19 protein-coding genes and 2 tRNA genes are annotated in these 21,781 nt (G+C 65.2%); 7 read left to right on the plus strand and 14 right to left on the minus strand.

Annotated elements, in window-relative coordinates; all coding sequences use genetic code 11:
• The first annotated feature begins 29 nt into the window (after positions 1-29).
• Positions 30-1,241, plus strand: coding sequence for an NnrS family protein (locus ACQR1X_RS20110; protein WP_434839593.1), 1,212 nt, complete (start codon positions 30-32; stop codon positions 1,239-1,241).
• Here ACQR1X_RS20110 and ACQR1X_RS20115 read toward each other — a convergent pair.
• Entirely contained in the window at positions 1,226-4,555 is a 3,330-nt protein-coding gene (locus ACQR1X_RS20115; RefSeq protein ID WP_434899444.1) for a PAS domain-containing sensor histidine kinase, read from the minus strand. The genes ACQR1X_RS20110 and ACQR1X_RS20115 overlap by 16 nt on opposite strands.
• Before the next feature lie 332 nt (positions 4,556-4,887).
• Between ACQR1X_RS20115 and ACQR1X_RS20120 the strand changes: the two genes are divergently transcribed.
• The 4 genes from ACQR1X_RS20120 to ACQR1X_RS20135 all read left to right on the plus strand — a co-directional run bounded on the left by ACQR1X_RS20120 (position 4,888) and on the right by ACQR1X_RS20135 (position 7,850).
• Entirely contained in the window at positions 4,888-5,268 is a 381-nt protein-coding gene (locus ACQR1X_RS20120) for a phasin (RefSeq protein ID WP_315802632.1), read from the plus strand.
• Between the two features lie 204 nt (positions 5,269-5,472).
• Positions 5,473-5,907, plus strand: a complete 435-nt coding sequence (locus ACQR1X_RS20125; RefSeq protein WP_315802633.1) for a phasin — start codon at positions 5,473-5,475, stop codon at positions 5,905-5,907.
• A gap of 261 nt (positions 5,908-6,168) precedes the next feature.
• Positions 6,169-6,245, plus strand: a tRNA-His gene (locus ACQR1X_RS20130).
• A gap of 927 nt (positions 6,246-7,172) precedes the next feature.
• A complete protein-coding gene (locus ACQR1X_RS20135; RefSeq protein ID WP_231327589.1) occupies positions 7,173-7,850 on the plus strand; it encodes a ParA family protein in 678 nt (225 codons plus the stop codon).
• A 111-nt stretch (positions 7,851-7,961) separates the two neighbouring features.
• Here the strand turns inward: ACQR1X_RS20135 and ACQR1X_RS20140 are convergent, their stop codons facing one another.
• The 4 genes from ACQR1X_RS20140 to trxB all read right to left on the minus strand — a co-directional run bounded on the left by ACQR1X_RS20140 (position 7,962) and on the right by trxB (position 11,568).
• Positions 7,962-8,132 carry a hypothetical protein gene (locus ACQR1X_RS20140; protein ID WP_315802635.1) on the minus strand — a complete coding sequence of 57 codons (171 nt, stop codon included), beginning with the start codon at positions 8,130-8,132 and terminating at the stop codon, positions 7,962-7,964.
• Positions 8,133-8,301: 169 nt separating this feature from the next.
• Positions 8,302-9,225, minus strand: a complete 924-nt coding sequence (gene dapA / locus ACQR1X_RS20145; protein ID WP_434882322.1) for a 4-hydroxy-tetrahydrodipicolinate synthase — start codon at positions 9,223-9,225, stop codon at positions 8,302-8,304.
• Positions 9,226-9,671: 446 nt separating this feature from the next.
• Positions 9,672-10,595 (minus strand): LysR family transcriptional regulator, encoded by a 924-nt coding sequence (locus ACQR1X_RS20150; RefSeq protein ID WP_315717522.1) that lies wholly within the window; start codon positions 10,593-10,595, stop codon positions 9,672-9,674.
• Between the two features lie 7 nt (positions 10,596-10,602).
• Positions 10,603-11,568: a thioredoxin-disulfide reductase gene (gene trxB, locus ACQR1X_RS20155; protein WP_315802637.1), complete on the minus strand. Its 966-nt coding sequence runs from the start codon at positions 11,566-11,568 to the stop codon at positions 10,603-10,605.
• Between the two features lie 288 nt (positions 11,569-11,856).
• On the opposite strand from trxB, the gene ACQR1X_RS20160 reads away from it, so the two are divergent.
• Entirely contained in the window at positions 11,857-12,336 is a 480-nt protein-coding gene (locus ACQR1X_RS20160) for an Lrp/AsnC family transcriptional regulator (RefSeq protein WP_434894582.1), read from the plus strand.
• 129 nt (positions 12,337-12,465) lie between these two features.
• On the opposite strand, the gene ACQR1X_RS20165 is transcribed toward ACQR1X_RS20160, so the two are convergent.
• The 5 genes from ACQR1X_RS20165 to ACQR1X_RS20185 form a co-directional block, all read right to left on the minus strand.
• Positions 12,466-12,864, minus strand: a complete 399-nt coding sequence (locus tag ACQR1X_RS20165) for a DoxX family protein (RefSeq protein WP_434899445.1) — start codon at positions 12,862-12,864, stop codon at positions 12,466-12,468.
• A 241-nt stretch (positions 12,865-13,105) separates the two neighbouring features.
• Positions 13,106-13,582, minus strand: a complete 477-nt coding sequence (gene greA, locus ACQR1X_RS20170; RefSeq protein ID WP_315717519.1) for a transcription elongation factor GreA — start codon at positions 13,580-13,582, stop codon at positions 13,106-13,108.
• 207 nt (positions 13,583-13,789) lie between these two features.
• Positions 13,790-17,254 carry a carbamoyl-phosphate synthase large subunit gene (gene carB / locus ACQR1X_RS20175; protein ID WP_315802639.1) on the minus strand — a complete coding sequence of 1,155 codons (3,465 nt, stop codon included), beginning with the start codon at positions 17,252-17,254 and terminating at the stop codon, positions 13,790-13,792.
• A gap of 234 nt (positions 17,255-17,488) precedes the next feature.
• Positions 17,489-17,565 (minus strand) — tRNA-OTHER (locus ACQR1X_RS20180).
• Between the two features lie 107 nt (positions 17,566-17,672).
• Positions 17,673-18,377: a class I SAM-dependent methyltransferase gene (locus tag ACQR1X_RS20185; RefSeq protein ID WP_315802640.1), complete on the minus strand. Its 705-nt coding sequence runs from the start codon at positions 18,375-18,377 to the stop codon at positions 17,673-17,675.
• Positions 18,378-18,485: 108 nt separating this feature from the next.
• On the opposite strand from ACQR1X_RS20185, the gene ACQR1X_RS20190 reads away from it, so the two are divergent.
• Positions 18,486-19,013 carry a Dps family protein gene (locus ACQR1X_RS20190; protein ID WP_315802641.1) on the plus strand — a complete coding sequence of 176 codons (528 nt, stop codon included), beginning with the start codon at positions 18,486-18,488 and terminating at the stop codon, positions 19,011-19,013.
• Positions 19,014-19,085: 72 nt separating this feature from the next.
• On the opposite strand, the gene ACQR1X_RS20195 is transcribed toward ACQR1X_RS20190, so the two are convergent.
• The 4 genes from ACQR1X_RS20195 to ACQR1X_RS20210 form a co-directional block, all read right to left on the minus strand.
• Complete coding sequence (locus tag ACQR1X_RS20195) at positions 19,086-19,880, minus strand: sulfite exporter TauE/SafE family protein (RefSeq protein WP_316217919.1); 795 nt, start codon at positions 19,878-19,880, stop codon at positions 19,086-19,088.
• A 104-nt stretch (positions 19,881-19,984) separates the two neighbouring features.
• On the minus strand, positions 19,985-20,878 hold the full coding sequence (locus ACQR1X_RS20200; RefSeq protein ID WP_434899446.1) for an MBL fold metallo-hydrolase: 894 nt from the start codon (positions 20,876-20,878) through the stop codon (positions 19,985-19,987).
• Between the two features lie 11 nt (positions 20,879-20,889).
• Positions 20,890-21,342 (minus strand): DUF6691 family protein, encoded by a 453-nt coding sequence (locus ACQR1X_RS20205; RefSeq protein ID WP_434873588.1) that lies wholly within the window; start codon positions 21,340-21,342, stop codon positions 20,890-20,892.
• A gap of 6 nt (positions 21,343-21,348) precedes the next feature.
• A complete protein-coding gene (locus tag ACQR1X_RS20210) occupies positions 21,349-21,771 on the minus strand; it encodes a YeeE/YedE family protein (protein WP_315802865.1) in 423 nt (140 codons plus the stop codon).
• Between the last annotated feature and the right edge of the window lie 10 nt (positions 21,772-21,781).

The following is a 21,781-nucleotide window of genomic DNA, read 5'->3' on the forward strand; positions in this document are numbered from 1 at the left end:
TTCCCGTCGCCCATCGAGCGAGCATGCACATGGCCATTCCACGCAACTATCAGGGCTGGACCGTCCTCGCCAACGGGTTCAGGCCGTTCTTTCTGCTCGGCGCGCTCCAGGCTGCGCTGGCGATCCTGATCTGGCTCCCGGCCTTTTACGGCGAGCTGAAGCTGAGTTCGGGCTTTGCCCCCCGAGACTGGCACGTGCACGAGATGCTCTACGGCTACCTGCCGGCCATCGTCACCGGCTTCCTGTTCACGGCGATCCCGAACTGGACCGGACGGCTGCCGATCCGGGGCGTGCCGCTGCTCACCCTCGTGCTGGTCTGGATGGCCGGACGACTGGCGGTGACGATGTCTGCGCTCGGTCCGTGGTGGGCCGCGATGCTGATCGATGCGAGCTTCCTGGTGCTCGTCGTGCTGGCCGCCGCCCGCGAGATCGTCGCCGGGCGGAATTGGCGGAATCTGCCGGTGGTCGCGATCGTCACGGTGCTGTGCGCCGGCAACATCGCGTTCCATGTCGAGGCTCATCTGCGCGGTTCGGCCGACTACGCGATCCGCATCGGCGTTGCCGTGATCGTGCTGCTGCTCGCACTGATCGGCGGCCGCATCACGCCGAGCTTCACCCGCAACTGGCTGGTCAAGCACAATCCCGGCCGGCTGCCGGTGCCGTTCGGCCGCTTCGACCTTGCCGTCGTCCTGTTCAGCGCGCTGAGCCTGCTCGGCTGGATCCTGGCTCCCGAAAGTGCGGCAACGGCGCTCGCGCTCGCTGCGGCCGGCGCGCTGCACGGGGCGAGGCTCGCGCGCTGGGCCGGTGATCGCACCTTGCGCGAGCGTTTGCTGGTGATCCTGCATGTCGGCTATTTGTTCGTGCCGCTCGGCTTCCTGCTCACGGCCGCCGCCAGCCTCGGATGGATTCTGCCGAGCGCGGGGCTGCACGCCTGGATGGTCGGGGCCGCCGGCATCACGACGCTCGCCGTCATGACGCGGGCCACGCTCGGCCACACCGGCGAGGCGCTGACGGCCGCGCCCGCGACCCAGGCGATCTATCTGGCGATCATCGTCGCAGCGGTCACGCGGGTCTGCGCCGTGTTGGCGCCGACGCATGCCGAGGCGCTGCTGCACGTCGCGGCGTTGGCCTGGATCATTGCCTTCGCCGGCTTCGTGGTGGCGTTCGGTCCGCTCCTGCTCGGCCTCAAGCGTCGGTCACTGGCGGTGCGACGGGCGGGATCGGCTCAGCCGGTGCTCTGATTGCGCGCCACGGCGCGCGAGAACACCACCTCGATCAGCGTGCCGGATTTCGGCGCCGCCTTGATGTGAAACTGCGCCCGGTTGGCCTCGACCAGCGCCTTGGTGAGCGACAGGCTGAGACCGGCGCCGTCGGAGCCTTGCTCGGCCGCCGAGGGCGCACGGAACGGTTCGAGCGCGGCGGCCACCTCCTGATCGTTCAGGCCATGACCGGTGTCGCGCACGCGCAGCGCGACCTCGCCGAAATCGGTTAGCGCGGTCGAGACGATGACCTGGCCGCCGGGATTGGCCAGCGAGATCGAGGCCGAGATCAGGTTCATCGCGATCTGGCGCAGCGCCCTGACGTCGGCGATCACCGGCGGCAGCAGTTGCGACAGCGAGGTGCGGATGATGATGCGTGCGCGGTTGGCCTGTGGCTGCATCGCTGCGACGCAGCCCTCCACCAGCTCGTTCAAATTTTGGCTGGTGAAAGCGAGCTCGAGCTTCCCGGTCTCGATGCGCGACAGCTCCAGGAGATCGTCGATCAGGGACACCACGCGCTCGCCCGAGGCGCGGATATCCTTCATGTATTCGGCGTAGCGGGTGTTGCCGATCGTGCCGAAACGTTCGCCGATCATGACCTCGGCAAAGCCGATGATCGCGTTCAGCGGCGCGCGCACCTCGTGGCTGATCCGGGCGAGCATGTCGGCCTTGGCGTTGGCGGCCCGATCGGCGACGCGACGGGCCTGCAGCAATTCGCTTTCGCCGCGGCGGAGCTGCGACAGATCGCGAAACACGGCGAAGAAATTCGGACCGTCGGTCCTGGTCCGGCCAATTGCCATCGACAACGGAATGACGCCGCCCTGAGCGATCTTCCCGAGCACCTCGTGGCCCTTGTCGAGCCCGCTCGACGCGCCGGACTGCTGCGCGCTGTCGAGATAGTCGAGCACGAGGCGTGCGCTCTCCGGTGCGAACAGCTCGATCAGGTTGCGGCGGACCAGCGCCGCGCCATCGTAACCGAACAGCGCCTCGGCGCTGCGGTTGCAGGCGTGGATGTTGCCGCCGGCGTCGAACATCAGGATGCCCTCGGCGGTGACGTCGAGGATCGCCGCCAGATCTTCGGCTTCGGCGTGGCCCGCAGCCGGAGGCGGGGCGACGACCAGCGCGGCGGGGGCCGGGGCCGGCATCGGTGCCACGTCGGTCGTCGGAATCGCAGCCGCAGGGCCGGGCAACGGAGCGAAGATCAGGGCATGCGCGCTATCGCCGTCCCAGGTGATCGTGAACAGGCGGGCTTCCGCCTTCACCTCCTCGCTGGAGGAGCCGTCGGCGGCCGAGATCGTGACGGGAGTGCCGGCCTCGGACTTGTTGGGTGCAGATGACACGCCCGGCTCGACATAGAGCGCATCGAGCCCGCCGGCCTGCTCCAAGGCCGCAAGGTCGGCGTAGCCCATCTGCTTGAAGAAGGCCGGGTTACCGTAGAGCAGGCGGTCGAGCCGGTAGATCAGCATGCCCGTGGGCAGCAGGTCGAGCAGGATGCGGTCGCGCTGGCTGTCGCCCTGGGCCGGCGGCTCCTCGGGTGTGAGCCATTCGGTGTGCAGCTCCGCGCCTTGATCGGGCGCCGTCTCCGTCGCCGACGGAGCCTGCTGCGGCGGCGGGACGAGCGGATCGCTCATTCGCGATCCCGGCTCGGGCACCACGCCCTGGACGTCCGCGGGCGCGTTGCGGATCTCACCTTCGAGGCGGGCCGACAGCTGGCGCGCGAGCTCATGAAACGCACTGTTCTCCACCGGCGTGAGCACAGGATGCTTGGACTCGCCCGGAGCGCGGAACGGGACCACGTTCCCGGTCGTTTCGAGCCCGATGCCCTCGATGTGGTGTACGTCCGGCGCAATGGAAGCCTCACGCGATGACGCAGTGACGTTGTCCTGCTGCGGCGGCACATCTGCGGCCCGCACATGGTCGGATTGGGCAAGCTCGGTTTCGTCGGCGTCCGGAACATCGGTCGCGGCTGCATCGGTCGATGCGGGGCGACGCAGTGCGGCCAGCCGGTCCAGGGCGTCGAGGTCGCGACAGACACCGAAGCCGCGATAGCCGGCATGGGTCCTGTCCTCCGCCAGGACGGGCAGTCCCGACAATTCGACCGCAAGCCGCTCGCCCTCGGCGGGCCAGCTGACGACGAGCCCGCTCCAGGTCTCTTTCGTTTCGATCGCGGCACCGACCCGCCCGTCGGGATCGAGGCCTAGTGATGCAGTGAGCTCATGCCAGGGACGGCCGAGCTCGGCGGCGCTGTGCCGCCCGATCAGGTGGGTGAATTCATCGGAGCCGATCGAGAAACGTCCCTCGGCATCCATCTGCCAGGAAAATCGGAGCGGATGGCGGCGGCCGACTGAAGGCTCCGCCGCGCCGGATTCGGCAGGATGCGCGTGATCTTCCGTTTGCGGCGCCGGCGCCTTGAACAGATCAGCTTCGGCCGGATCGTCGATCAGCAGGAACTCGGCCGGCGCGTCGTTCGACAGCGCGGGGGATTCGTCGTCGGTTTGGCGTTCAGTCATTGCATCCATCGGAAGAGGAGGCGAAGTCACGACCGCGGGCCCAGCGGCAACATCCACGGGGGCTGATGATGCCGGGGCGGCATCTGCGGTTGGCTCAGGTATTGGCGCCGAGCCCGGCGCCTCGATCTCGTCGGCAGGGGCCGGCATCGGGACGGCCACCAGCCCGACCTGATTGCCGCTGCCGATGCGGTAGAGCGCTGCGCGCTCCGTGCCGAACGTCACCTCGGCCATGCCATCGGCCAGCGCCGCCCTGCGTATCTCGACGAAATCCGGCTCGGTCAGGTCGCGCATGCCGAACAGGCGCCGTCCGGCTGAACTAATGCCGGCGAACTGGCCGTCCTGGGTGAATGCGATCAGCGCATGCTCGCTCGTCTCCGCCAGCCGCTTCAGGCGATCCGCCAGTGGGAAGCTACGTCCACCCCCGTCAGTGCTGGTGATCAGCACCGCGCGCGTGCCATCGGGCAGGTCGATCCTGGCGCAGCCGCAGGTCGCGAGCGTGCCGAGCGGCGCGCCGAAACCACGTAGACGTTCCAGCCGCAAAGCGCCGGTCTCGGGCAGCCGCCGTCCCAATTGAGCGACCTGGCGGCGATGCGCGTCGGCGGGGCCGAACGTTTTCGCGATCAGCGCCGCTGCGCTTGTCGCACCGAGGGCGCGCGCACCGGCCGCATTGGCCCACAGCACACGGCCGCCATCGGCCGACCATAGCCAGGCCGGCAGACTGCCGGCGGCGTGGACGGCCAGCCGGGGGTCGCTGAGGGCCTGCAATTCGAGATCGGCGTGGGTCATGGGCGACGACGGCGAACGGCTCTTGTGATGTTGATCGGCCGTGGACGACCGGCGGCCGGAACTGGAAGCGTTAAGAATTCGTTACTATCGCGCGTTTTGAGGGCCGAGGTCCACGGCGGGGCCGCACTCCTGTCCTGCTAAAGCTTGGATAACCTTAATGTGTTCCTCGTGAGCCCCCCGGGCTCGGAATCGCGGCGAAACCGGCATGGACCGTTGCAATCTCGGCTCTCGATAGCACGATGATACCCTGGACTGGATCGGGGCCGCTCGGCAGCGGGAAAGCTGCTGAGAGACGAGGGCGCAGCCAATCGGGACTTCAGAAGGAGGAAAGCATGACCGACGATGGACGACGATTCGAGATTCCGAAAGACGTGCGGGCAATGGCGGAGGCGGGCTTCGACCAGGCACGTCAGACGTTTGAGAAGTTTCTGGCCGGAGCGGAGGCGACGGCCGGCTCGCTCGAACAGCGCGGTGCGACAGTGCGGGCCGGAGCCAAGGACATCGGCTCCAAGGTCTTGTCCTACGCGGAAAAGAACGTCCAGTCGTCGCTCGACTACGCCCAATCGCTGGTCCACGCCAAGGACCTGCCCGAGGTGCTGCGGCTGCACAGCGAATTCGTTCAGGGCCAGATGCGATCGCTCGCCGAACAGGCAAGCGAAGTCGGCCAGGCCATCGGCAAGGCCGCGATCGACGCAACCAAGCCCAAGGCCTGATCAGACATGCCTCGATCCCCCTTTTTCTGGAAGCGGGCGCGGCAACAGTTCCTGATAGTGGAATTTCCGTTGCGTTGCACAAAAGCGCCACGATATAGCTCTACGCGAGGTTGTTACCTCCCAGGGGCGGTTCCTCTGCGTGATCCGAAGTGACTTCCCGATTGCCGGGCCGGTCCAGTCTCAATGTTTCGAAGGATGCATGCCATGACCAATGCCACCGATCCTTTCTCCGCGTCGATCATTCCGTTCGAGGTTCCCGAACAGGTACGCGCGCTCGCCGAAAAAGGCGTGTCGCAGGCCCGCGAGAACTACGCCAAGTTCAAGGACGCTGCGGAAACCCACAATTCGGCCATCGAGGCCTTCTTCGCCAACGCCAGCAAGGGCGCCGGCGTCTACTCGTCGAAGGTCATGGAATTCACGAAGGCCAATACCACCGCGTCGCTCGACTTCGCCCAGGAGCTGTTCGGTGTGAAGTCGCCGTCGGAGGCGATGGAGCTGTGGACCGGTTTCGCGCGCAAGCAGTTCGAGACCTTCACCGCCCAGGCCAAGGAGCTCGGCGAGCTCGGCCAGAAGGTTGCGGCCGAGACGGTCGAGCCGATCAAGGAAAGCGCCACCAAGCTGTTCAAGACGGCGGCCTGAGGCAGCCTCAAGTCTCGCCAGGTGCGCGATGCGGCCGCGCGCCGGCATGGACGGCGGTAGATCCAGAACCCGGGCGCGTTGCGGCCGGGTTCGATGCTTTCTGGGCTCCCCGCTTGAACGGGGGCTCGCTCGGGCCGAAACGGCGTCAAAAAACGCAGTCATGGCAGGGGACTTTATCCGTTCTCGGCCTTGCCAAATTCGCCCGTTGCACCTAGTTTCCGGCCCGTTCGGACGCCCCTCGCGGGCAGTCCCATGGCGGATGCAGTTGTAGCTCAGTTGGTTAGAGCGCCTGTCTGTGGAACAGGAGGTCGGTGGTTCGAGCCCACCCAACTGTACCATGGCCGGGACCATCGCTGGGCCGTTCGCAAGCTCACCTCTATCCGTGCTCCGCGTCCCATCGATCGTGCGCCGTGATTGGTCGCCCGTCGCGACCTCTCGCGCATGGCTGTGGCCGGGGCGTGGCCGCAGAGCTTTGCCCGCGGAAGCCTGAGCCCGGTCTCCGTATTTCGACGGATATATCGCCGGGCGTGCGCTCGCTTGCGGTTTGCCGCGCCGGATCGGTAGCACGACGTGGCACTGTTGCTTGCGAATCCGGTCTCCTTCAATCACACTTTGCGGCAACGAGGGGGAGGGGACGATGAGAGGGATTGATCTCGATCCACGCATCTCTGCCGTACTGATCGTAATGGCCGCGCTGTTAGTCCCCGTAACCGCACGGGCCTATACCGCCGAGCAGGAGCAGGCATGCACAGGCGATGCGTTCCGGCTTTGTAGTTCCGACATTCCCGACGTCGATCGTGTCACCGCCTGCATGGTTCGCCGCAAGGCCGAGCTGTCGCCGTCATGCCGCGCCCAATTCGGGCCGCCAGAGCGCCAGGCAGCGTCATCTGGCCGTGCGGAACGGCCGATGAGCATTCGTCCTGTCACCAGGAAGCCGGTCACTGCGCGCGCTGGCAAATCGAAGAAGTCGACGCGACCAGACGCGACCTGAGCGACGCCGATTGCCGCCTTTGGCGGCACTCGGAATGACCGCAGTCTTCGGACGCACACCTCGATGCGCAGCCTCAACATGTAAATGCGATGGGGCATGACCGGATGTTGTCGAACATCGCCGCCTGATCTGCTGTTTTGCCTGCTTTGGTGTGACTCAAAAACCAATGCGTTTCGGCAATCAGGAGTTACGTCTTATCAATCGCTAAATTTATCTTCCGCGAATCAGTCCGCTGATTCATTTTCGCTGCCGGGGTCAATCTGGAGGCCAAGGTATGAACGTTATTGTTTTCGCATCGCGTAAGGGCGGTTCAGGCAAGAGCACCCTGGCCGCCCATCTCGCTGCGCAGATCAAGTCGAGCAAGTCTTGTCTGCTCATCGATGCCGACCCTCAGGGGTCGCTCACGCTTTGGCACAAGCTGCGCGGCACCAACGAGCCGCCGATTAAGACGGCCGTGAACTCGGTGAGCGCGATCGTGTCCGCCGCCCGCCGCGACGGCGTCGAGTGGGTGCTGATCGATACGCCGCCGACCATCTCGGCCGTCGTCGAGGATGCGATCAAGAATGCGACCATGGTGATCATCCCGGCCCGCCCCGGCGTGTTCGACGTCAACGCGGTGCAGGAGACGATCCAGACCTGCCGCGCTGCGCGCAAGCCCTACGCGGTCGTTCTCAATGGCGCGCCAGCGCGCCGCGACGATGCCGAAAGTCCGATCGTCACCATCGCCCGCGAGGCGCTGGCGAAGTTCAAGGCCCCGGTGTGGGGCGGCCAGATCACCAACCGCGCCGATCTGCTGATGGCGCTGGGCCAGGGTGAAGGCGTGCGCGAATATTATGCGGAGGGCCGTGCTGCGGCCGAGATCGCACGCCTCTGGGCTGCGATCGAGCGTTCGGTGCGGGCTATTCGCGGTACTGTGTCGGCCAACGGCGCCATGCACAAGCAGGCGGCCTGATCGCGGCATCAGATGGGGCATCGACGCGCGGTCCTCCGCGCGTTTTTCGCGTCGGGTCACAAGCTCTCGCGTGAGTGCCGAATTCGCGCCGCGCGAGAGGGCGCGGCGAGGTCAGGCAACCATCAGGAAATAGAAGGCGATTGCCGGCGTCAGGGTCAGGATCACGGACCAGATCCCGACCGCCCAGAGAATGTCTTCGACGCTGAAACCCTGATGCTCAGGGTATGGATGATCCTGCAAAGCCACGACGTCCTCGCGCTCTTTGACGTTTTCAACATCCATAGCGGAACATCTTTAAACACGAGGTTGCGGACTGCGCCGCTTTTGATCGCGTTTGTTAGCTCGGATTAACCACGGAGATTCTGCTCCGGCTCCGCAGCGGTGGCGCGGCTCTGCCTGGCCTTTCCGATCGGGAAGGCCAGGCAGAGCCCGCGAATAGGTCGGGGCGTGCTCAGGCAACGCGGTTCTGCGTGGTCGTCGGCTGGCGCCGCTCGATCTGCTGATCCAGCCGTGCGGCCAGCTCAGCGCCAACCTCCACCATTGGCAGCCGTACTTCGGGGCTCGCAATGACGCCGGTGCGCGCCAGCCAGTACTTGGCCGGTGCGGGGCTCGGCTCGGTGAACAGCAGCCGCGTGAGATGCTCGACCAGCGCCCAGCACGCTGCTGCCGCGTCGTGACGGCCGGCCTTCACGTGCTGCAGGATTGTGGCAAACGTCTCGGTCTCCAGATGTGCCGAGAGCAGGATGGCGCCGTCGGCACCGGCCTGCAGCGCATCGAAGCTCTGGGCGTCTTCGCCCGTCAGGATATGAAACCCTGCGCGCCGGCGCGTGATCAGGTCGCGCGTCTGCGTGCGGTTGGCGCAGCAATCCTTGAGGCCAGCGATAGCGGGATGCTCGGCGAGCTGCAGCAATGTCTCGTTGTCGAGGCCGACCGCCGAGCGATAGGGAATGTTGTAGAGCACGATCGGATGGACGGTGCGGTCGGCCAACGCGGTGAAATGCGCCAGCAGGCCGCGCTGCGACGGACGCACGTAAGGCGGACTCGAGATCAGATAGAAGTCGATCGGCCATGACGCGGTTCGGTCGAGCGCTTCGATCACCTCGGCCGTCGCCACGCCGCCGACACCGAGACAGATCGGCAGCGGCCGGCCGATGGTGTCGAGCTCGTCCCGGACCACGCTGATCAGACGGGCGCGCTCGTCCCATGACAGCGCCAGTCCTTCGCCTGACGTGGCACCGAGCACCAGTCCATCGATCGGCTTGGCGGCGTAGTGCCGAACCAGATTGCGTAAGGATGGTTCGTCGAGCGCGCCATCGCGGAACGGCGTGATCAGGGGCAGCCAGAGGCCCCGCAGTCGGGTCGTAACGTTGGTCATGGTCCATCTCCTTGGGTGGCAGGAGCCGGAGACGGGACACGCAAAAAAGCCCCGACCTCGCGGCGGGGCTGGTGATGCGGCGGTGAATTCGAGAGATTCTAGCGCGCGCGTCCACATGTCCCCGGGAGGGGAGCTTTTTTCGACAACAACTTGGCGTGCGAAGACGTGGACATGCGATCTAGATGCGCGGTGCAGGCGATGCTGTCAACGCCGCATCGGGCACGACACGGAAACATTCGGCAAAAAAATAGCCGGGCCCAAATGAGCCCGGCTGGAGGTATTGGCCAAAGAGGCCGACACAATCACCTTCCAAGAGGGATTTCTGAGCGCTCGCGTCACTGGAGGAGGGGGACAATGCGCAACGCCAACGCTCAGCACATGGTCACTATGGGCTCTCACATGGCGTCGCAGCAACCATGCAAGCCGCATGTCAGACATGCACAATGTCACGCCGGCCAGCGCTGCGCTTTGCTCACGACGAAGTCACGGAACACTTGAACGCGTGCGACCGTCTTCAATTCCTCGGGATAGACGAAGTAGGTGTCGAGCTGGATCGAATCCGACTCTCCGAACAATTGCACGAGACGGCTGTTTTCCTCGACGAGGTAGTCCGGCAGCGCGGCGATGCCGAGCCCTTGCTGGCAGGCGCGGACCAGGCCGAGAATGTTGTTGACCCTGAAATAGGCCTCGCGCGGACCGGATCCGTTGCGGCCGGCATCGACCAGCCAGCTGCGGTTCTGCAGATGCGGGGCGACCTGGCCGTCGGCCAGCATGATAATGCGATGATCATCGAGTTCGTCGAGGGTGCGCGGCGTACCGAAGCGCTTGACGTATTCCGGCGAGCAATAGGCGTGGAAGCTGATCGCGAACAGCTTGCGCTGGATCAGATCGGGCTGGGTCGGCTTGCGGGTACGGATCGCCACGTCGGCCTCGCGCATCGACAGATCGAGCTCCTCGTCGGTGACGATCAGCGAGATCCGGATCTCCGGATAGAGCGCGGTGAATTCCCCGAGCCGCGGGATCAGCCAGTTGATGCCGACGCCCGGGGTTGTCGTGATCTTCAGATCGCCGCTCGGCCGCTCGCGGCTGTCGGTCAGCTTGGCGCGCGCCGCCTGCAATTGCATGAAGACGTCATGCGCGGTCCGGAACAGCAGGTCGCCCTGCTCGGTAAGGATCAGCCCGCGGGCGTGACGGTGGAACAGCGAGACTGCGAGCTCCTGCTCGAGCGCACTGACTTGGCGCGACACCGCCGATTGCGACAGCCCGAGCTGCTCCCCGGCATGCGTGAAGCTGCCTGCTTCCGCCGCTGCGTGAAACACCTTCAGCTTGTCCCAATCCATATCCGTAAATCCATCCCGTGATCGTGGCATCGTCAGTTCATTCCGCCGCGGCGCGTTCGCTCGCGGCGTGGGCGAGGAAGCGTTCGGCTTCGAGGGCAGCCATGCAGCCCATGCCGGCGGCGGTGATCGCCTGCCGATAGGTTTCATCGGCGACGTCGCCGGCGGCAAACACGCCGGGAACGGAGGTCGCGGTCGAGCCCGGCACCACCTCGACGTAACCGGACGGTTTCAATTTGAGCTGACCGGCGACCAGCTCCGTGGCCGGCGCATGGCCGATCGCGACGAACACGCCGTCGGCGGGCAGCTCGGTGAGCGCGCCGGTCTTGACGTTCTTCAGCCTGACATGCGTGACCTTGGATGGCGAGCTCGCGCCGCAGATCTCATCCAGGGCGCTGTCCCAGACGACCTTGATCTTGGGATGCTTGAACAGCCGCTCCTGCAGGATGCGCTCGGCGCGGAAATGGTCGCGCCGGTGCACGACGGTGACGGCCGACGCGAAATTGGTCAGGAACAGCGCTTCCTCGACCGCGGTGTTGCCGCCGCCGACGACGATGACCTCCTTGCCGCGATAGAAGAAGCCGTCGCAGGTCGCGCAGGCCGAGACGCCGAAGCCCTTGAACGTCTCCTCCGACGGCAGCCCGAGCCAGCGCGCCTGGGCGCCGGTCGCCAGAATGACGGTCTCGGCGAGGTATACGTCACCGGAATCGCAGGTCAGGCGGAACGGACGCTGACCCAGCTCGAGTTTGGTCACGAGGTCGGTCTTGATCTGTGCGCCGACATGCGTCGCCTGCTTTTCCATCTGCTCCATCAGCCAGGGACCCTGGATGACGTCGGCAAAGCCCGGATAGTTTTCCACGTCGGTGGTGATGGTGAGCTGCCCGCCGGGCTGGATGCCCTGGATCAGCACCGGCTCCAGCATAGCTCGTGCCGCGTAGATCGCCGCCGTATAGCCGGCAGGGCCGGAACCGATGATGACGACTTTGGCATGGATCGGAGCTTGCATGTGACCGAAGACTCGCTGGAAGAGGGAGAATTGACGACGCAGCAAGCGGAATGCGCAAAAGAAACGCCCCGAAGCCCCATCGAAAATGTCAAATCCAAGTCTAAGCCATCTGGCAAGCTATGCAAGAATTGCAACGCATCTCGGCGAATTTTCCCTTCACGACCCGGTCAACGGGGGAAATCTAAAGTAATAAAATTGCGCAAATTGACCAGCCTGCGCTAAGAGAGTTGCCCATCGTCCCCCGGCGCCCCTGCGCCTCCTCCTATCCCGCCAGAGCCCACAATCCCCGTGTCCAAGAATCTTGATGAGATCGATCTCAAAATCCTGAGCGAAATCCAGGCCGATGGCAGGATCACCAATGTCGAGCTCGCCAAGCGGGTCGGCATCTCGCCGCCGCCTTGCCTGCGCCGGGTCAGGACCCTGGAGGAGGAAGGCTACATCACCGGCTACCGGGGCCTGCTCGACCCGCGCAAGCTCGGCTTCGATGTGACCGTGTTCGCCTCGGTCCACCTATCCAGCCAGGCGGACGCCGACCTGAAGGCGTTCGAAGAGTTCGTGCGGTCCGAGCCGTTGGTTCGGGAATGCTGGATGCTGTCCGGCGAGGTGGACTTCATCCTGAAATGCGTGGCGCCGGACATGGCGACGTTCCAGGAGTTCGTGACCCACCTGACGGCGGCACCCCATGTGCGCAACGTCAGGACCTCGCTGGTGCTGCATAACTCCAAATACGAGGCGGCCGTGCCGCTCGAGGTCAAGGGACGCGGATAAGGCTCGACTATGATTCCGGGAGGCAGCCCGCAGGGCTGAGCCCGGAATCCTGAGACCGCAAAGCAAGCCCATCATTTCCGGGTTCGATGCTGGCGCACCGCCCCGGAATGACGGCGCGCTGCCGGGAGCTCACCCCTTCTTGCGCAGTATCGAATCCAGGCTGATCGGGCCGCCGCCGGCGGTCGCAAGAAAGAGACAGGCGAAGCAGAGTTCGATCGCAAGCGAACCGTTATTGACGACCGGGAAGAAGCCCCTTGGGGCGTGGCTGATGAAATAAGCGAAGGCCATCTCGCCGGAGAGGATGAATGCGACTGGCCGTGTGAACAGGCCGAGCAGCAGCAACGCGCCGAGAACGAGTTCAATGCCGCCCGCGACCCCGTACAGCGACGTCAGCTCCACCTTCGCGAACGGGGACTCCGCCGGAATTCTCAGAATTTTCGCGACGCCATATTGAAACAGCATCAGCCCCGTGATGAAGCGAAACAGGCTCAACGCCAGCGGTTGGTATCTGGAAAGCATCTGCTCCATGTAGTCATCCCCCATGTTCTAACTTGAGACAGTGTTGCAATTGCTAGCGCAATCGCGGAACTGCGTCACGGGCAGGTGGTGCCGAAACAGATGAATTACGCGTGTTCTCGCCGCATTGCGGACATATCTGGCCGCGGGCAATCGATAGTTGTGTTGCGCGAGCGAACCGCGATGACGAGCGCGACAATGAAAAAGGCCGCGCGAGAAGCGCGGCCTTTGGGCAGAGATCGCCGGGGTGCGCTCAGCGCCACTCGACCTTGGCGATCTCGTAGGACTTGGCGCCGCCGGGCGCCATGACCTCGACGGTGGTGCCCATCTTCTTGCCGATCAGCGCACGCGCCAGCGGGGATGTGATCGAGATCTTGCCCTTCTTGGCGTCCGCCTCGACCTCGCCGACGATCTGCCAGACCGTCTTCTTCTCGGTGTCCTCGTCGATCAGGGTCACCGTCGCGCCGAACTTGATCGTGTCGCCGGAGAGCTTGGTCACATCGATGATGTCGGCGCGCGCGAGCTTGTCCTCGAGCTCGGCGATGCGGCCCTCGTTGTGAGACTGCTCTTCCTTTGCGGCGTGATATTCCGCGTTCTCGGACAGGTCGCCATGCGAACGCGCTTCCGCGATATGTTCGATGATGCGCGGACGGTCCACCGATTGGCGCTGCTTGAGCTCGTTCTCCAACGCGGCGTAGCCCATCGAAGTCATGGGAACCTTTTCCACCATCTCTTCTCGTCCTTCAGTCGTGCGGGCGGGGGCGCGCACGATCAGCATCTTCAGAATAGGCCTTTGCGGCTCAAAGCAAAGCCTGAAGGCCCGGCAAGACCGTCCCGTCAAAGGCCGGTACAACATCGAACGGGGCGGCGAGTTCCTGAAAGCTTCTATTGCCGATTGTTGCCAACCGCTTAGCGGGCGTTCGCCCGCGCGCTGCGATTAGTTTTCGGAAAAGTAACTCTGCAGGGTGCGGACCTCAAGGTCTCCCCCGAGATAGGCACGGATGCCTTGCGCGGCCGCCACGGCACCCGAAAGAGTGGTGTAATACGGCACTTTATGCAAGAGGGCAGCGCGCCGCAGCGAGCGGCTGTCAGCCAGCGCCTGCGGGCCTTCGGTGGTGTTGAAGACCAGCTGGATGTCGCCATTGGTGATGGCGTCCACGATGTGCGGCCGTCCCTCCAGCACCTTGTTGATCTTCTCGGTCGGCACGCCCTGGTCGGTCAGGAAACGCTGGGTGCCGGACGTCGCCACCACCTTGAAGCCGAGTTCGTGGAGCATCCGCACCACCTCCGTGATGCGCGCCTTGTCGCTTTCACGCACCGACACGAACACCGTGCCTTTGCGCGGCACGCGTGTGCCGCCCCCAAGCTGGCTCTTGGCGAACGCCACGGCGAACGAGCGGTCGATGCCCATCACCTCGCCGGTGGAGCGCATCTCCGGGCCGAGCACGGTGTCGACGCCGGGGAAGCGGGCGAACGGGAAGACCGATTCCTTGACCCCGACATGCTTGAGCGCGCGCTTTGTCAGCCCGAAATCGGCGAGCTTCTCGCCCGCCATGATCCGGGCCGCGATCTTGGCGACCGGCGTGCCAACCACCTTGGCGACGAAGGGCACCGTGCGCGAGGCGCGCGGGTTGACCTCGAGCACGTAGATCGTGCCGTCCTTGATCGCATATTGCACGTTCATCAGGCCGACGACGTCGAGCCCGAGCGCCAGCTCGCGGGTCTGCCGCTCCAGCTCGGCGATGGTCGCCTCGTCGAGCGAATGCGGCGGCAGCGAGCAGGCGGAGTCGCCGGAATGGATACCGGCCTCCTCGATGTGCTCCATGATGCCGACGATGAAGGTGTCCTTGCCGTCGGACAGGCAGTCCACATCGATCTCGGTGGCGTCGGACAGGTAGCGGTCGAACAGCAGCGGGTTCTTGCCCAGCACCGTGTTGATCTGGCCGGTCTTGTCGTTGGGATAGCGCGCCTTGACGTCGGCCGGCACCAGCTCCGGCAGGGTGCCGAGCAGGTAGTCGCTGAGCTGGTTGTCCTCGCGGATGATCTGCATCGCGCGGCCGCCGAGCACATAGGACGGACGCACCACCAGCGGCAGGCCGAGATCGGCCGCCACCAGGCGCGCCTGCTCGACCGAGTAGGCGATGCCGTTCTTCGGCTGCTTCAGATGCAGCTTGTCGAGGATGCGCTTGAAGCGGTCGCGGTCCTCGGCCAGGTCGATGGCCTCAGGCGAGGTGCCGAGGATCGGTACCTCGGCGGCTTCGAGCGCGCGCGCGAGCTTCAGCGGCGTCTGGCCGCCGAACTGCACGATGACGCCATGCACGGTGCCGTTCTTGCGCTCGGTGGCGATGATCTCGAGCACGTCCTCGGCCGTCAGCGGCTCGAAATACAGCCGGTCGGCGGTGTCGTAGTCGGTCGAGACCGTCTCCGGATTGCAGTTGACCATGATGGTCTCGTAGCCGGCATCGGCCAGCGCGAAACAGGCATGGCAGCAGCAATAGTCGAACTCGATGCCCTGGCCGATCCGGTTCGGGCCGCCGCCGAGAATGATGACCTTCTTCTTGTCCGACGGCGCGCTCTCGTCGCCGAGTCGGCCTGCAAACGGCGTCTCATAGCTCGAATACATGTAGGCGGTCGGTGAAGCGAACTCCGCCGCGCAAGTGTCGATTCGCTTGAACGCTGGACGGACGCCGAGCGCCTGCCGCTTGGCGGCGACCTCGGCTTCGGTGGTGTTGGCGAGCACCGCGAGCCGCGCGTCGGAGAAGCCCATCGCCTTCAGCGTGCGCATGCCGCTCGCGTTCGGCGGCAGGCCGTGGCGGCGGACCTTGTCCTCCATCTCGACGATTCCACGCATCTGCGCCAGGAACCAGGGATCGATCTTGCAGGAGTTGAAGATGTCCTCGTCCGACCAGCCGAGGCGCATCGCCTGGGCGACCTGGAGCAGGCGGTTCGGGGTCGGCGTGCCCAGGGCGGCGCGGATCGCATTCTTGTCGTCGCCGCGGCCGAGCCCCTCGATGTCGATCTCGTCGAGGCCGGTGAGACCGGTCTCGAGACCGCGCAGCGCCTTTTGCAGGCTCTCCTGGAAGGTGCGGCCGATCGCCATGACTTCGCCGACCGATTTCATCGAGGTGGTCAGCGTGGTCGACGCGCCCGGGAATTTCTCGAAGGCGAACCGCGGAATCTTGGTGACGACGTAGTCGATGGTCGGCTCGAACGACGCCGGGGTCGCGCCGCCGGTGATGTCGTTGGCGATCTCGTCCAGCGTGTAGCCGACCGCGAGCTTGGCCGCGACCTTGGCGATCGGGAAGCCGGTGGCCTTCGAGGCCAAGGCCGAGGAGCGCGACACGCGCGGGTTCATCTCGATCACGACCATGCGGCCGTCGGCCGGGTTGACGCCGAACTGCACATTGGAGCCACCGGTCTCGACGCCGATCTCGCGCAGCACCGCCAGCGAGGCGTCGCGCATGATCTGATATTCCTTGTCGGTCAAGGTCAGCGCCGGCGCGACCGTGATGGAGTCGCCGGTGTGCACGCCCATCGGATCGAGGTTCTCGATCGAGCAGACGATGATGCAGTTGTCCTTCTTGTCGCGGACGACCTCCATCTCGTACTCCTTCCACCCGAGCACCGATTCCTCGATCAGCACTTCGTTGGTGGGGGAGGCATCGAGACCACGCTCGATGATGTCGAGATACTCTTCCTTGTTGTAGGCGATGCCGCCACCGGTGCCGCCCATGGTGAAGGACGGACGGATGATCGCGGGCAGGCCGATCTCGGACAGCGCCATCAGCGCCTGTCCCAGCGCATGCTCCTGATAGCGCTTGCGGCGCTCGTTCTCGCCGAGCGTCCATTGCCGGTCGAGCTCGTCGCGCGCGGCGCCCGACAGCGTCTCGCGCTCGGCCAGATATTTGTCGCGATATTGTTTCTTCAGCGCCGACGCATTGGCGAGCCGCGACTTCGGCGTCTGCAGCCCGATCTTCTCCATCGCGTTGCGGAAGAGCTGGCGGTCCTCGGCCTTGTCGATCGCGTCAGCCGTGGCGCCGATCATCTCGACGTCGAACTTCTCCAGCGTCCCCTGCCGGCGCAGCGACAGCGCGCAGTTCAGCGCGGTCTGCCCGCCCATGGTCGGCAGCAGCGCGAAGCCGCCGGGGATGATGTGGCGTTCCTTCTCGATGATCTTGGCGACGATCTCCGGCGTGATCGGCTCGATATAGGTCGCATCGGCCAATTCCGGATCGGTCATGATCGTGGCCGGATTGGAATTGACGAGGACGACGCGATAGCCCTCCTCCTTCAGCGCCTTCACCGCCTGCGTACCGGAATAGTCGAATTCGCAGGCCTGGCCGATCACGATCGGACCGGCGCCAATGATCAGGATGGTCGAGATGTCGGTTCGTTTCGGCATTCAAGCTCACGGGCAAGAAACGGCAGAGAATTGGGCACAAAAAAAGGGCGCGCGTGCTGCGCGTCCCCGAAGGCCAAGGGCCAAGGCGCGACCAGTGCTCGCGCGCGAGCGGTCTTTAGACCAGTTTCCTCTGAGCGAAAAGGGTTTTGGCCCGAAATCAACGGTCAAATTGGCCGGAGCTGGCGGAAGGGCGGCGGATGGCTCGCAGAGCCGAAGCCGCGCAGCGGCGAAGGCTGGAGGCCCGGCCTGGACTTGAACCAGGTTCAAGAGCGTTGCACCGCTCTTCGCGTCGTAGCTTCCGCCACCGGGCCGGGAATGATCTTACCTCTCACGGCCGCGTGAGCCAGCCCGTGTTTCAGTTAACCCTAATCCGGTTGCTCGATGTTGGGCCAGCGCGCGGGCTGGTCGGCTCGGCCGGTCACGCGGTTCCCGTCACCGGCTGCGCCACGAAGGTCATGCGCCAGGGATTGTGGCCGATATTCTTCGGCGCTCGGACAGCGCTGAGGCCGGCCTTCTTCAGCCGCGCCAGGATCTCGGCCTCGCTGTAGCGCTGCAGGCCGACCTTCGTCCGCAGCTGCCGGTAATCGGACAGGGCAGTGGCGACCAGCCCGACCATGGCGTCCTTGAGGAAGCCGTCCCGTGCGGCGAACATCAGCAGCGCGAGCACGTCGCGGCCCATGCCAACGTCCGGGCGCAGGACGTCGCCGAGGACGAACTTTCCGGACGGCTTCAGCAGCCGCCTGATCACGGCCAGGGCTGCGTCGAATTCCGCCTCGCTCATGTACTGTGCCACGGAGTTCATGACGACGAGGTCGATCGAGCCTTCCTGCATGTTGCGCAGCTCGTCCAGCGAGCGCACGCGGATCTTGGTGTTGGGGGCGAAACGCGCGATCAGCCGGCCGCGCACGCCCGGCGCCGGCTCGGCCAGGATCAGCGTCATGCAGGCGTCGGCGACCTTGGCGGCCGATAAGGCTTCTCCGCAGGAATAGTCGAGAACGACCGCGTCGGGCGAGGGGATATAGCCGACGATGTCGCGCGCAATCGCCTGGAAGTGCAGGTCGCGATGCAGCTTGCTCGCATAGATCGTGTGCGTGGAATCGTAATAGTCGATCCAGTCGTCCATGGCGGGTTCCGGCAAACACAGTTCCTTGATGGGAACTTGGGGGGTCAGCGAGCGTTAACGGGTCCGATCACCCGTGTCCATCGCTGCTTCTAACAGGAAGGCTGACCCGTGAGTAAAGCAAAGACCGACAAGACCGCCCCCGAGCTCGATACCCCGACCGATCTGTCGCCGGACGCCGTGAACAAGATTTCGACGGCGTTGAACACGCTGCTTGCCGATGCGTTCGCGCTTTACCTTAAGACCAAGAATTTCCACTGGCACGTCAGCGGCCGGCACTTCCATGACTATCACCTGATGCTCGACGAGCAGTCGGACGCGATCTTCGCCACAACGGACCAGCTCGCCGAGCGAGTTCGCAAGCTCGGCGGTACCACGGTCAAGTCGATCGGCCAGATCAGCAAGCTGCAGACCATCAAGGACAACAACGAGGAGTATGTGCCGCCGCGCGAGATGTTGCGGGAGTTGATGGAGGACAACAAGCACATGGCGGCCGCGATGCGCAAGGCGCACGAGCTGTGCGACGACAATGACGATCCGGCCACCGCGGGATTGCTTGAGACCTTCATCGACGAGACAGAGCGCCGCACCTGGTTCTTGTTCGAAGCCAGCCGCCAGGAAGGCAGCAACGCGGCATAAGCGGGCCCGCGTCGAGTTGAGGTCCGGGCGCGCTGCGAGCACGTGGTGCGCCCGTGCAGTCTCGATGCCGCGCTATGTGGAGTGGCCGAGTGCCGACCAACTCCGGTAGATCATGTAAGCCGCCACCACGAACACCACACTGGCAAACACCTTGTTCAGGGTGCCGCGCGTGCCGGACAGGCGAGCGGCCAGCTTGGCACCGACCAGGCCACCGGCGATGCCGGCGACGAGAAAGGTCGCCGCCAGTGCCCAGTCGACCAGCCCCGACAGCGCGTAGTTCGCCGCGGTCGTCAGTCCGAACGCCGTGACGGACACGAGCGAGGAGCCGATCGCGTAGAGGATCGGCATGCCTGTCGCAAACATCAGAGCCGGAACGATCAGGAAGCCGCCGCCGATGCCGAAGAAGCCGGACAGCGTTCCCGTGCCGAAGCCGAATGCCACTAGCGGCAAAAGATTGTCGCGCGAAAGCTTGACGTCCAGCTGGCTGTTCGTGCCGCGCTTGCGCAGCATCAAGAGTCCGATCACGATCATGACCAGGGCGAACAGCAGCAGCAGCTTCTGACCGTCGACCATCTTGCCGAGCGTCGAGCCAGCGAAGGCGCCGACCACGCCCGTTGCAGCAAACACCAGCGCACAAGGCCATTTGACGTTGCCGGAGCGGGCATGATTGGCGAGATTGGCCGCCGCGTTGATCGCCACGGCGACCGCGCTCGTGCCGATCGCGACGTGGGGATTGCCGACGCCTACCAGATACACCATGAGCGGCACGGCCAGCACCGATCCGCCCCCGCCGATCAGGCCGAGCGTGAATCCGACGAAAGAGCCGGACAGCGAGCCGAGCGCAAGCTCGGCAGCGGACAAAGTCATCCTGCGATGCTCCAGAGTGGCGTGCCGCGCCGGTGCCCGGCCGCTGCCAAATGGGAAAGCCGAGCCGCGACGTCTGCCGCGTGCTCGGTGGGGCGAGGGGTGTCTTAGAGTGCGTTGAGCGGCACTTTCAGGAAGCGCCGGCCGTCCTGATCGGGCGTCGGCAGCCGTCCCGCCTTCATGTTCACCTGCAGGGAGGGGATGATCAGTCTGGGCATGTCCAAGGTGCGGTCGCGCGCCTCGCGGGCGGCGACGAACTGATCCTCGGTGATGCCGTCGCGGACGTGGATGTTGTGCGCGCGCTGCTCGGCCACCGTCGTTTCCCAGCGGATGTCGCGGCCGTTTGGACCGTAGTCGTGGCACATGAACAGCCGCGTCGCGTCAGGCAGGTCCAGCACGCGGCGGATCGAGCGATACAGCGTGCGCGCATCGCCGCCAGGAAAGTCGGCCCGTGCCGAGCCGCCATCCGGCATGAACAGCGTGTCGCCGACGAAGGCGGCGTCTCCGATCACATGGGTCATGCAGGCCGGCGTGTGACCCGGCGTATGCATGGCGAAGGCGGTCATTGCGCCGATCCGGTAGCTGTCGCCATCATGGAACAGGCGGTCGAACTGGCTGCCGTCGCGCTGAAACTCGGTGCCTTCGTTGAAGATCTTGCCGAAGGTCTCCTGCACCATCCTGATGTTGGCGCCGATGCCGATCCTGCCGCCCAGCCGGGACTGGATGTAGGGCGCAGCCGACAGATGGTCGGCATGGACATGGGTCTCGATCAGCCAGTCCAGTTGCCAGCCGCGATCCTCGATCAGGCGGATGATCTTGTCGGCCGAATGCGGCGCGATGCGCCCCGAGGCATAGTCGATGTCCATGACTGAATCGATCACGGCGCAGGCCCGCGAGCCTGGATCCTTGACCACGTAGCTGACGGTGTTGGTGGCGGGGTCGAAGAACGGTGTGACCTCGGGTTTCACCGACAGGTCGACCGGATGTGGCATGCCGGGCATTCAATCCTTCCTCATTCTGAAGTGACCGCGGCGAGCGAGGGCCGGCGGCGCGAGAGCATGCGGGCTGCGGCCATTCCGATCATCATGGCCGTGACGAACAGGACCACGGCAGGCGAGCCGTAGCCGAGCGCCACGAAGGCCGGGCCCGGGCAGATGCCGGCGAGGCCCCAGCCGATGCCGAAGATCGCAGGGCCGGTTGCGATCCGCCAATCCAGCACTTGCGAGGATGGCAGGTGAAATTGGTCACCGAGGACCGGACGCCGGCGCCGGAAAACCAATCGGAAGCCGATGAAGGCGACGCCCACTGCTCCAGCCATCACCAGGATCAGGCTCGGATCCCAGCCGCCGGAGCGGATCGCGGCGAAATCGAGGAAGTCGAGCACCTTCTCCGGATTGGACATGCCCGAGAGCAGCAGCCCGAGGCCGAAGACGAGGCCGACGGTGAACTGGACGAAGATGATCATGGCGCCTCACAGCACGTGGCGAACGAGGAAGGTGGTCGCGACCGCGGTGGCCATGAACACCAGCGTGGCGACGATCGAGCGCGGCGACAGGCTGGCGATGCCGCAGACGCCATGACCCGAGGTGCAGCCGTTGCCCCAGACCGCCCCGAAGCCGACCAGCAGCCCGGCTGCAACCATATCGATCGGACCGACCTCCAGCTTCAGCGGCGGCAGGCTCCCGCTGACGATGCGGACTGCAAGGGCGGCCGCGACCAGGCCGCCTATGAAGGCGAGCCGGCCAGCGAGGGCGCTGTCCCAGGGCGGCAACAGCCGCGCGGCAATGCCGCTGACGCCGGCGATGCGGCCGGTCAGGCCCATCAGCATGACGGCTGCAGCGCCGATGAGGGCGCCGCCTGCGAGCGCCGTGACCGCTGTATACTCCGTGATCATATCGTCCTTG

This window comes from Bradyrhizobium sp. HKCCYLRH3073 (assembly GCF_051167995.1).
Lineage (GTDB): Bacteria > Pseudomonadota > Alphaproteobacteria > Rhizobiales > Xanthobacteraceae > Bradyrhizobium.

Excerpts from the sequence above, each read along its gene's own strand:
- ACQR1X_RS20110 (WP_434839593.1), top strand. The coding sequence starts at position 30 with ATGGCCATTCCACGCAACTATCAGGGCTGGACCGTCCTCGCCAACGGG.
- ACQR1X_RS20115 (WP_434899444.1), bottom strand. The coding sequence starts at position 4,555 with ATGACCCACGCCGATCTCGAATTGCAGGCCCTCAGCGACCCCCGGCTG.
- ACQR1X_RS20120 (WP_315802632.1), top strand. The coding sequence starts at position 4,888 with ATGACCGACGATGGACGACGATTCGAGATTCCGAAAGACGTGCGGGCA.
- ACQR1X_RS20125 (WP_315802633.1), top strand. The coding sequence starts at position 5,473 with ATGACCAATGCCACCGATCCTTTCTCCGCGTCGATCATTCCGTTCGAG.
- ACQR1X_RS20135 (WP_231327589.1), top strand. The coding sequence starts at position 7,173 with ATGAACGTTATTGTTTTCGCATCGCGTAAGGGCGGTTCAGGCAAGAGC.
- ACQR1X_RS20140 (WP_315802635.1), bottom strand. The coding sequence starts at position 8,132 with ATGGATGTTGAAAACGTCAAAGAGCGCGAGGACGTCGTGGCTTTGCAG.
- dapA (WP_434882322.1), bottom strand. The coding sequence starts at position 9,225 with ATGACCAACGTTACGACCCGACTGCGGGGCCTCTGGCTGCCCCTGATC.
- ACQR1X_RS20150 (WP_315717522.1), bottom strand. The coding sequence starts at position 10,595 with ATGCCACGATCACGGGATGGATTTACGGATATGGATTGGGACAAGCTG.
- trxB (WP_315802637.1), bottom strand. The coding sequence starts at position 11,568 with ATGCAAGCTCCGATCCATGCCAAAGTCGTCATCATCGGTTCCGGCCCT.
- ACQR1X_RS20165 (WP_434899445.1), bottom strand. The coding sequence starts at position 12,864 with ATGGAGCAGATGCTTTCCAGATACCAACCGCTGGCGTTGAGCCTGTTT.
- greA (WP_315717519.1), bottom strand. The coding sequence starts at position 13,582 with ATGGTGGAAAAGGTTCCCATGACTTCGATGGGCTACGCCGCGTTGGAG.
- carB (WP_315802639.1), bottom strand. The coding sequence starts at position 17,254 with ATGCCGAAACGAACCGACATCTCGACCATCCTGATCATTGGCGCCGGT.
- ACQR1X_RS20185 (WP_315802640.1), bottom strand. The coding sequence starts at position 18,377 with ATGGACGACTGGATCGACTATTACGATTCCACGCACACGATCTATGCG.
- ACQR1X_RS20195 (WP_316217919.1), bottom strand. The coding sequence starts at position 19,880 with ATGACTTTGTCCGCTGCCGAGCTTGCGCTCGGCTCGCTGTCCGGCTCT.
- ACQR1X_RS20200 (WP_434899446.1), bottom strand. The coding sequence starts at position 20,878 with ATGCCCGGCATGCCACATCCGGTCGACCTGTCGGTGAAACCCGAGGTC.
- ACQR1X_RS20205 (WP_434873588.1), bottom strand. The coding sequence starts at position 21,342 with ATGATCATCTTCGTCCAGTTCACCGTCGGCCTCGTCTTCGGCCTCGGG.
- ACQR1X_RS20210 (WP_315802865.1), bottom strand. The coding sequence starts at position 21,771 with ATGATCACGGAGTATACAGCGGTCACGGCGCTCGCAGGCGGCGCCCTC.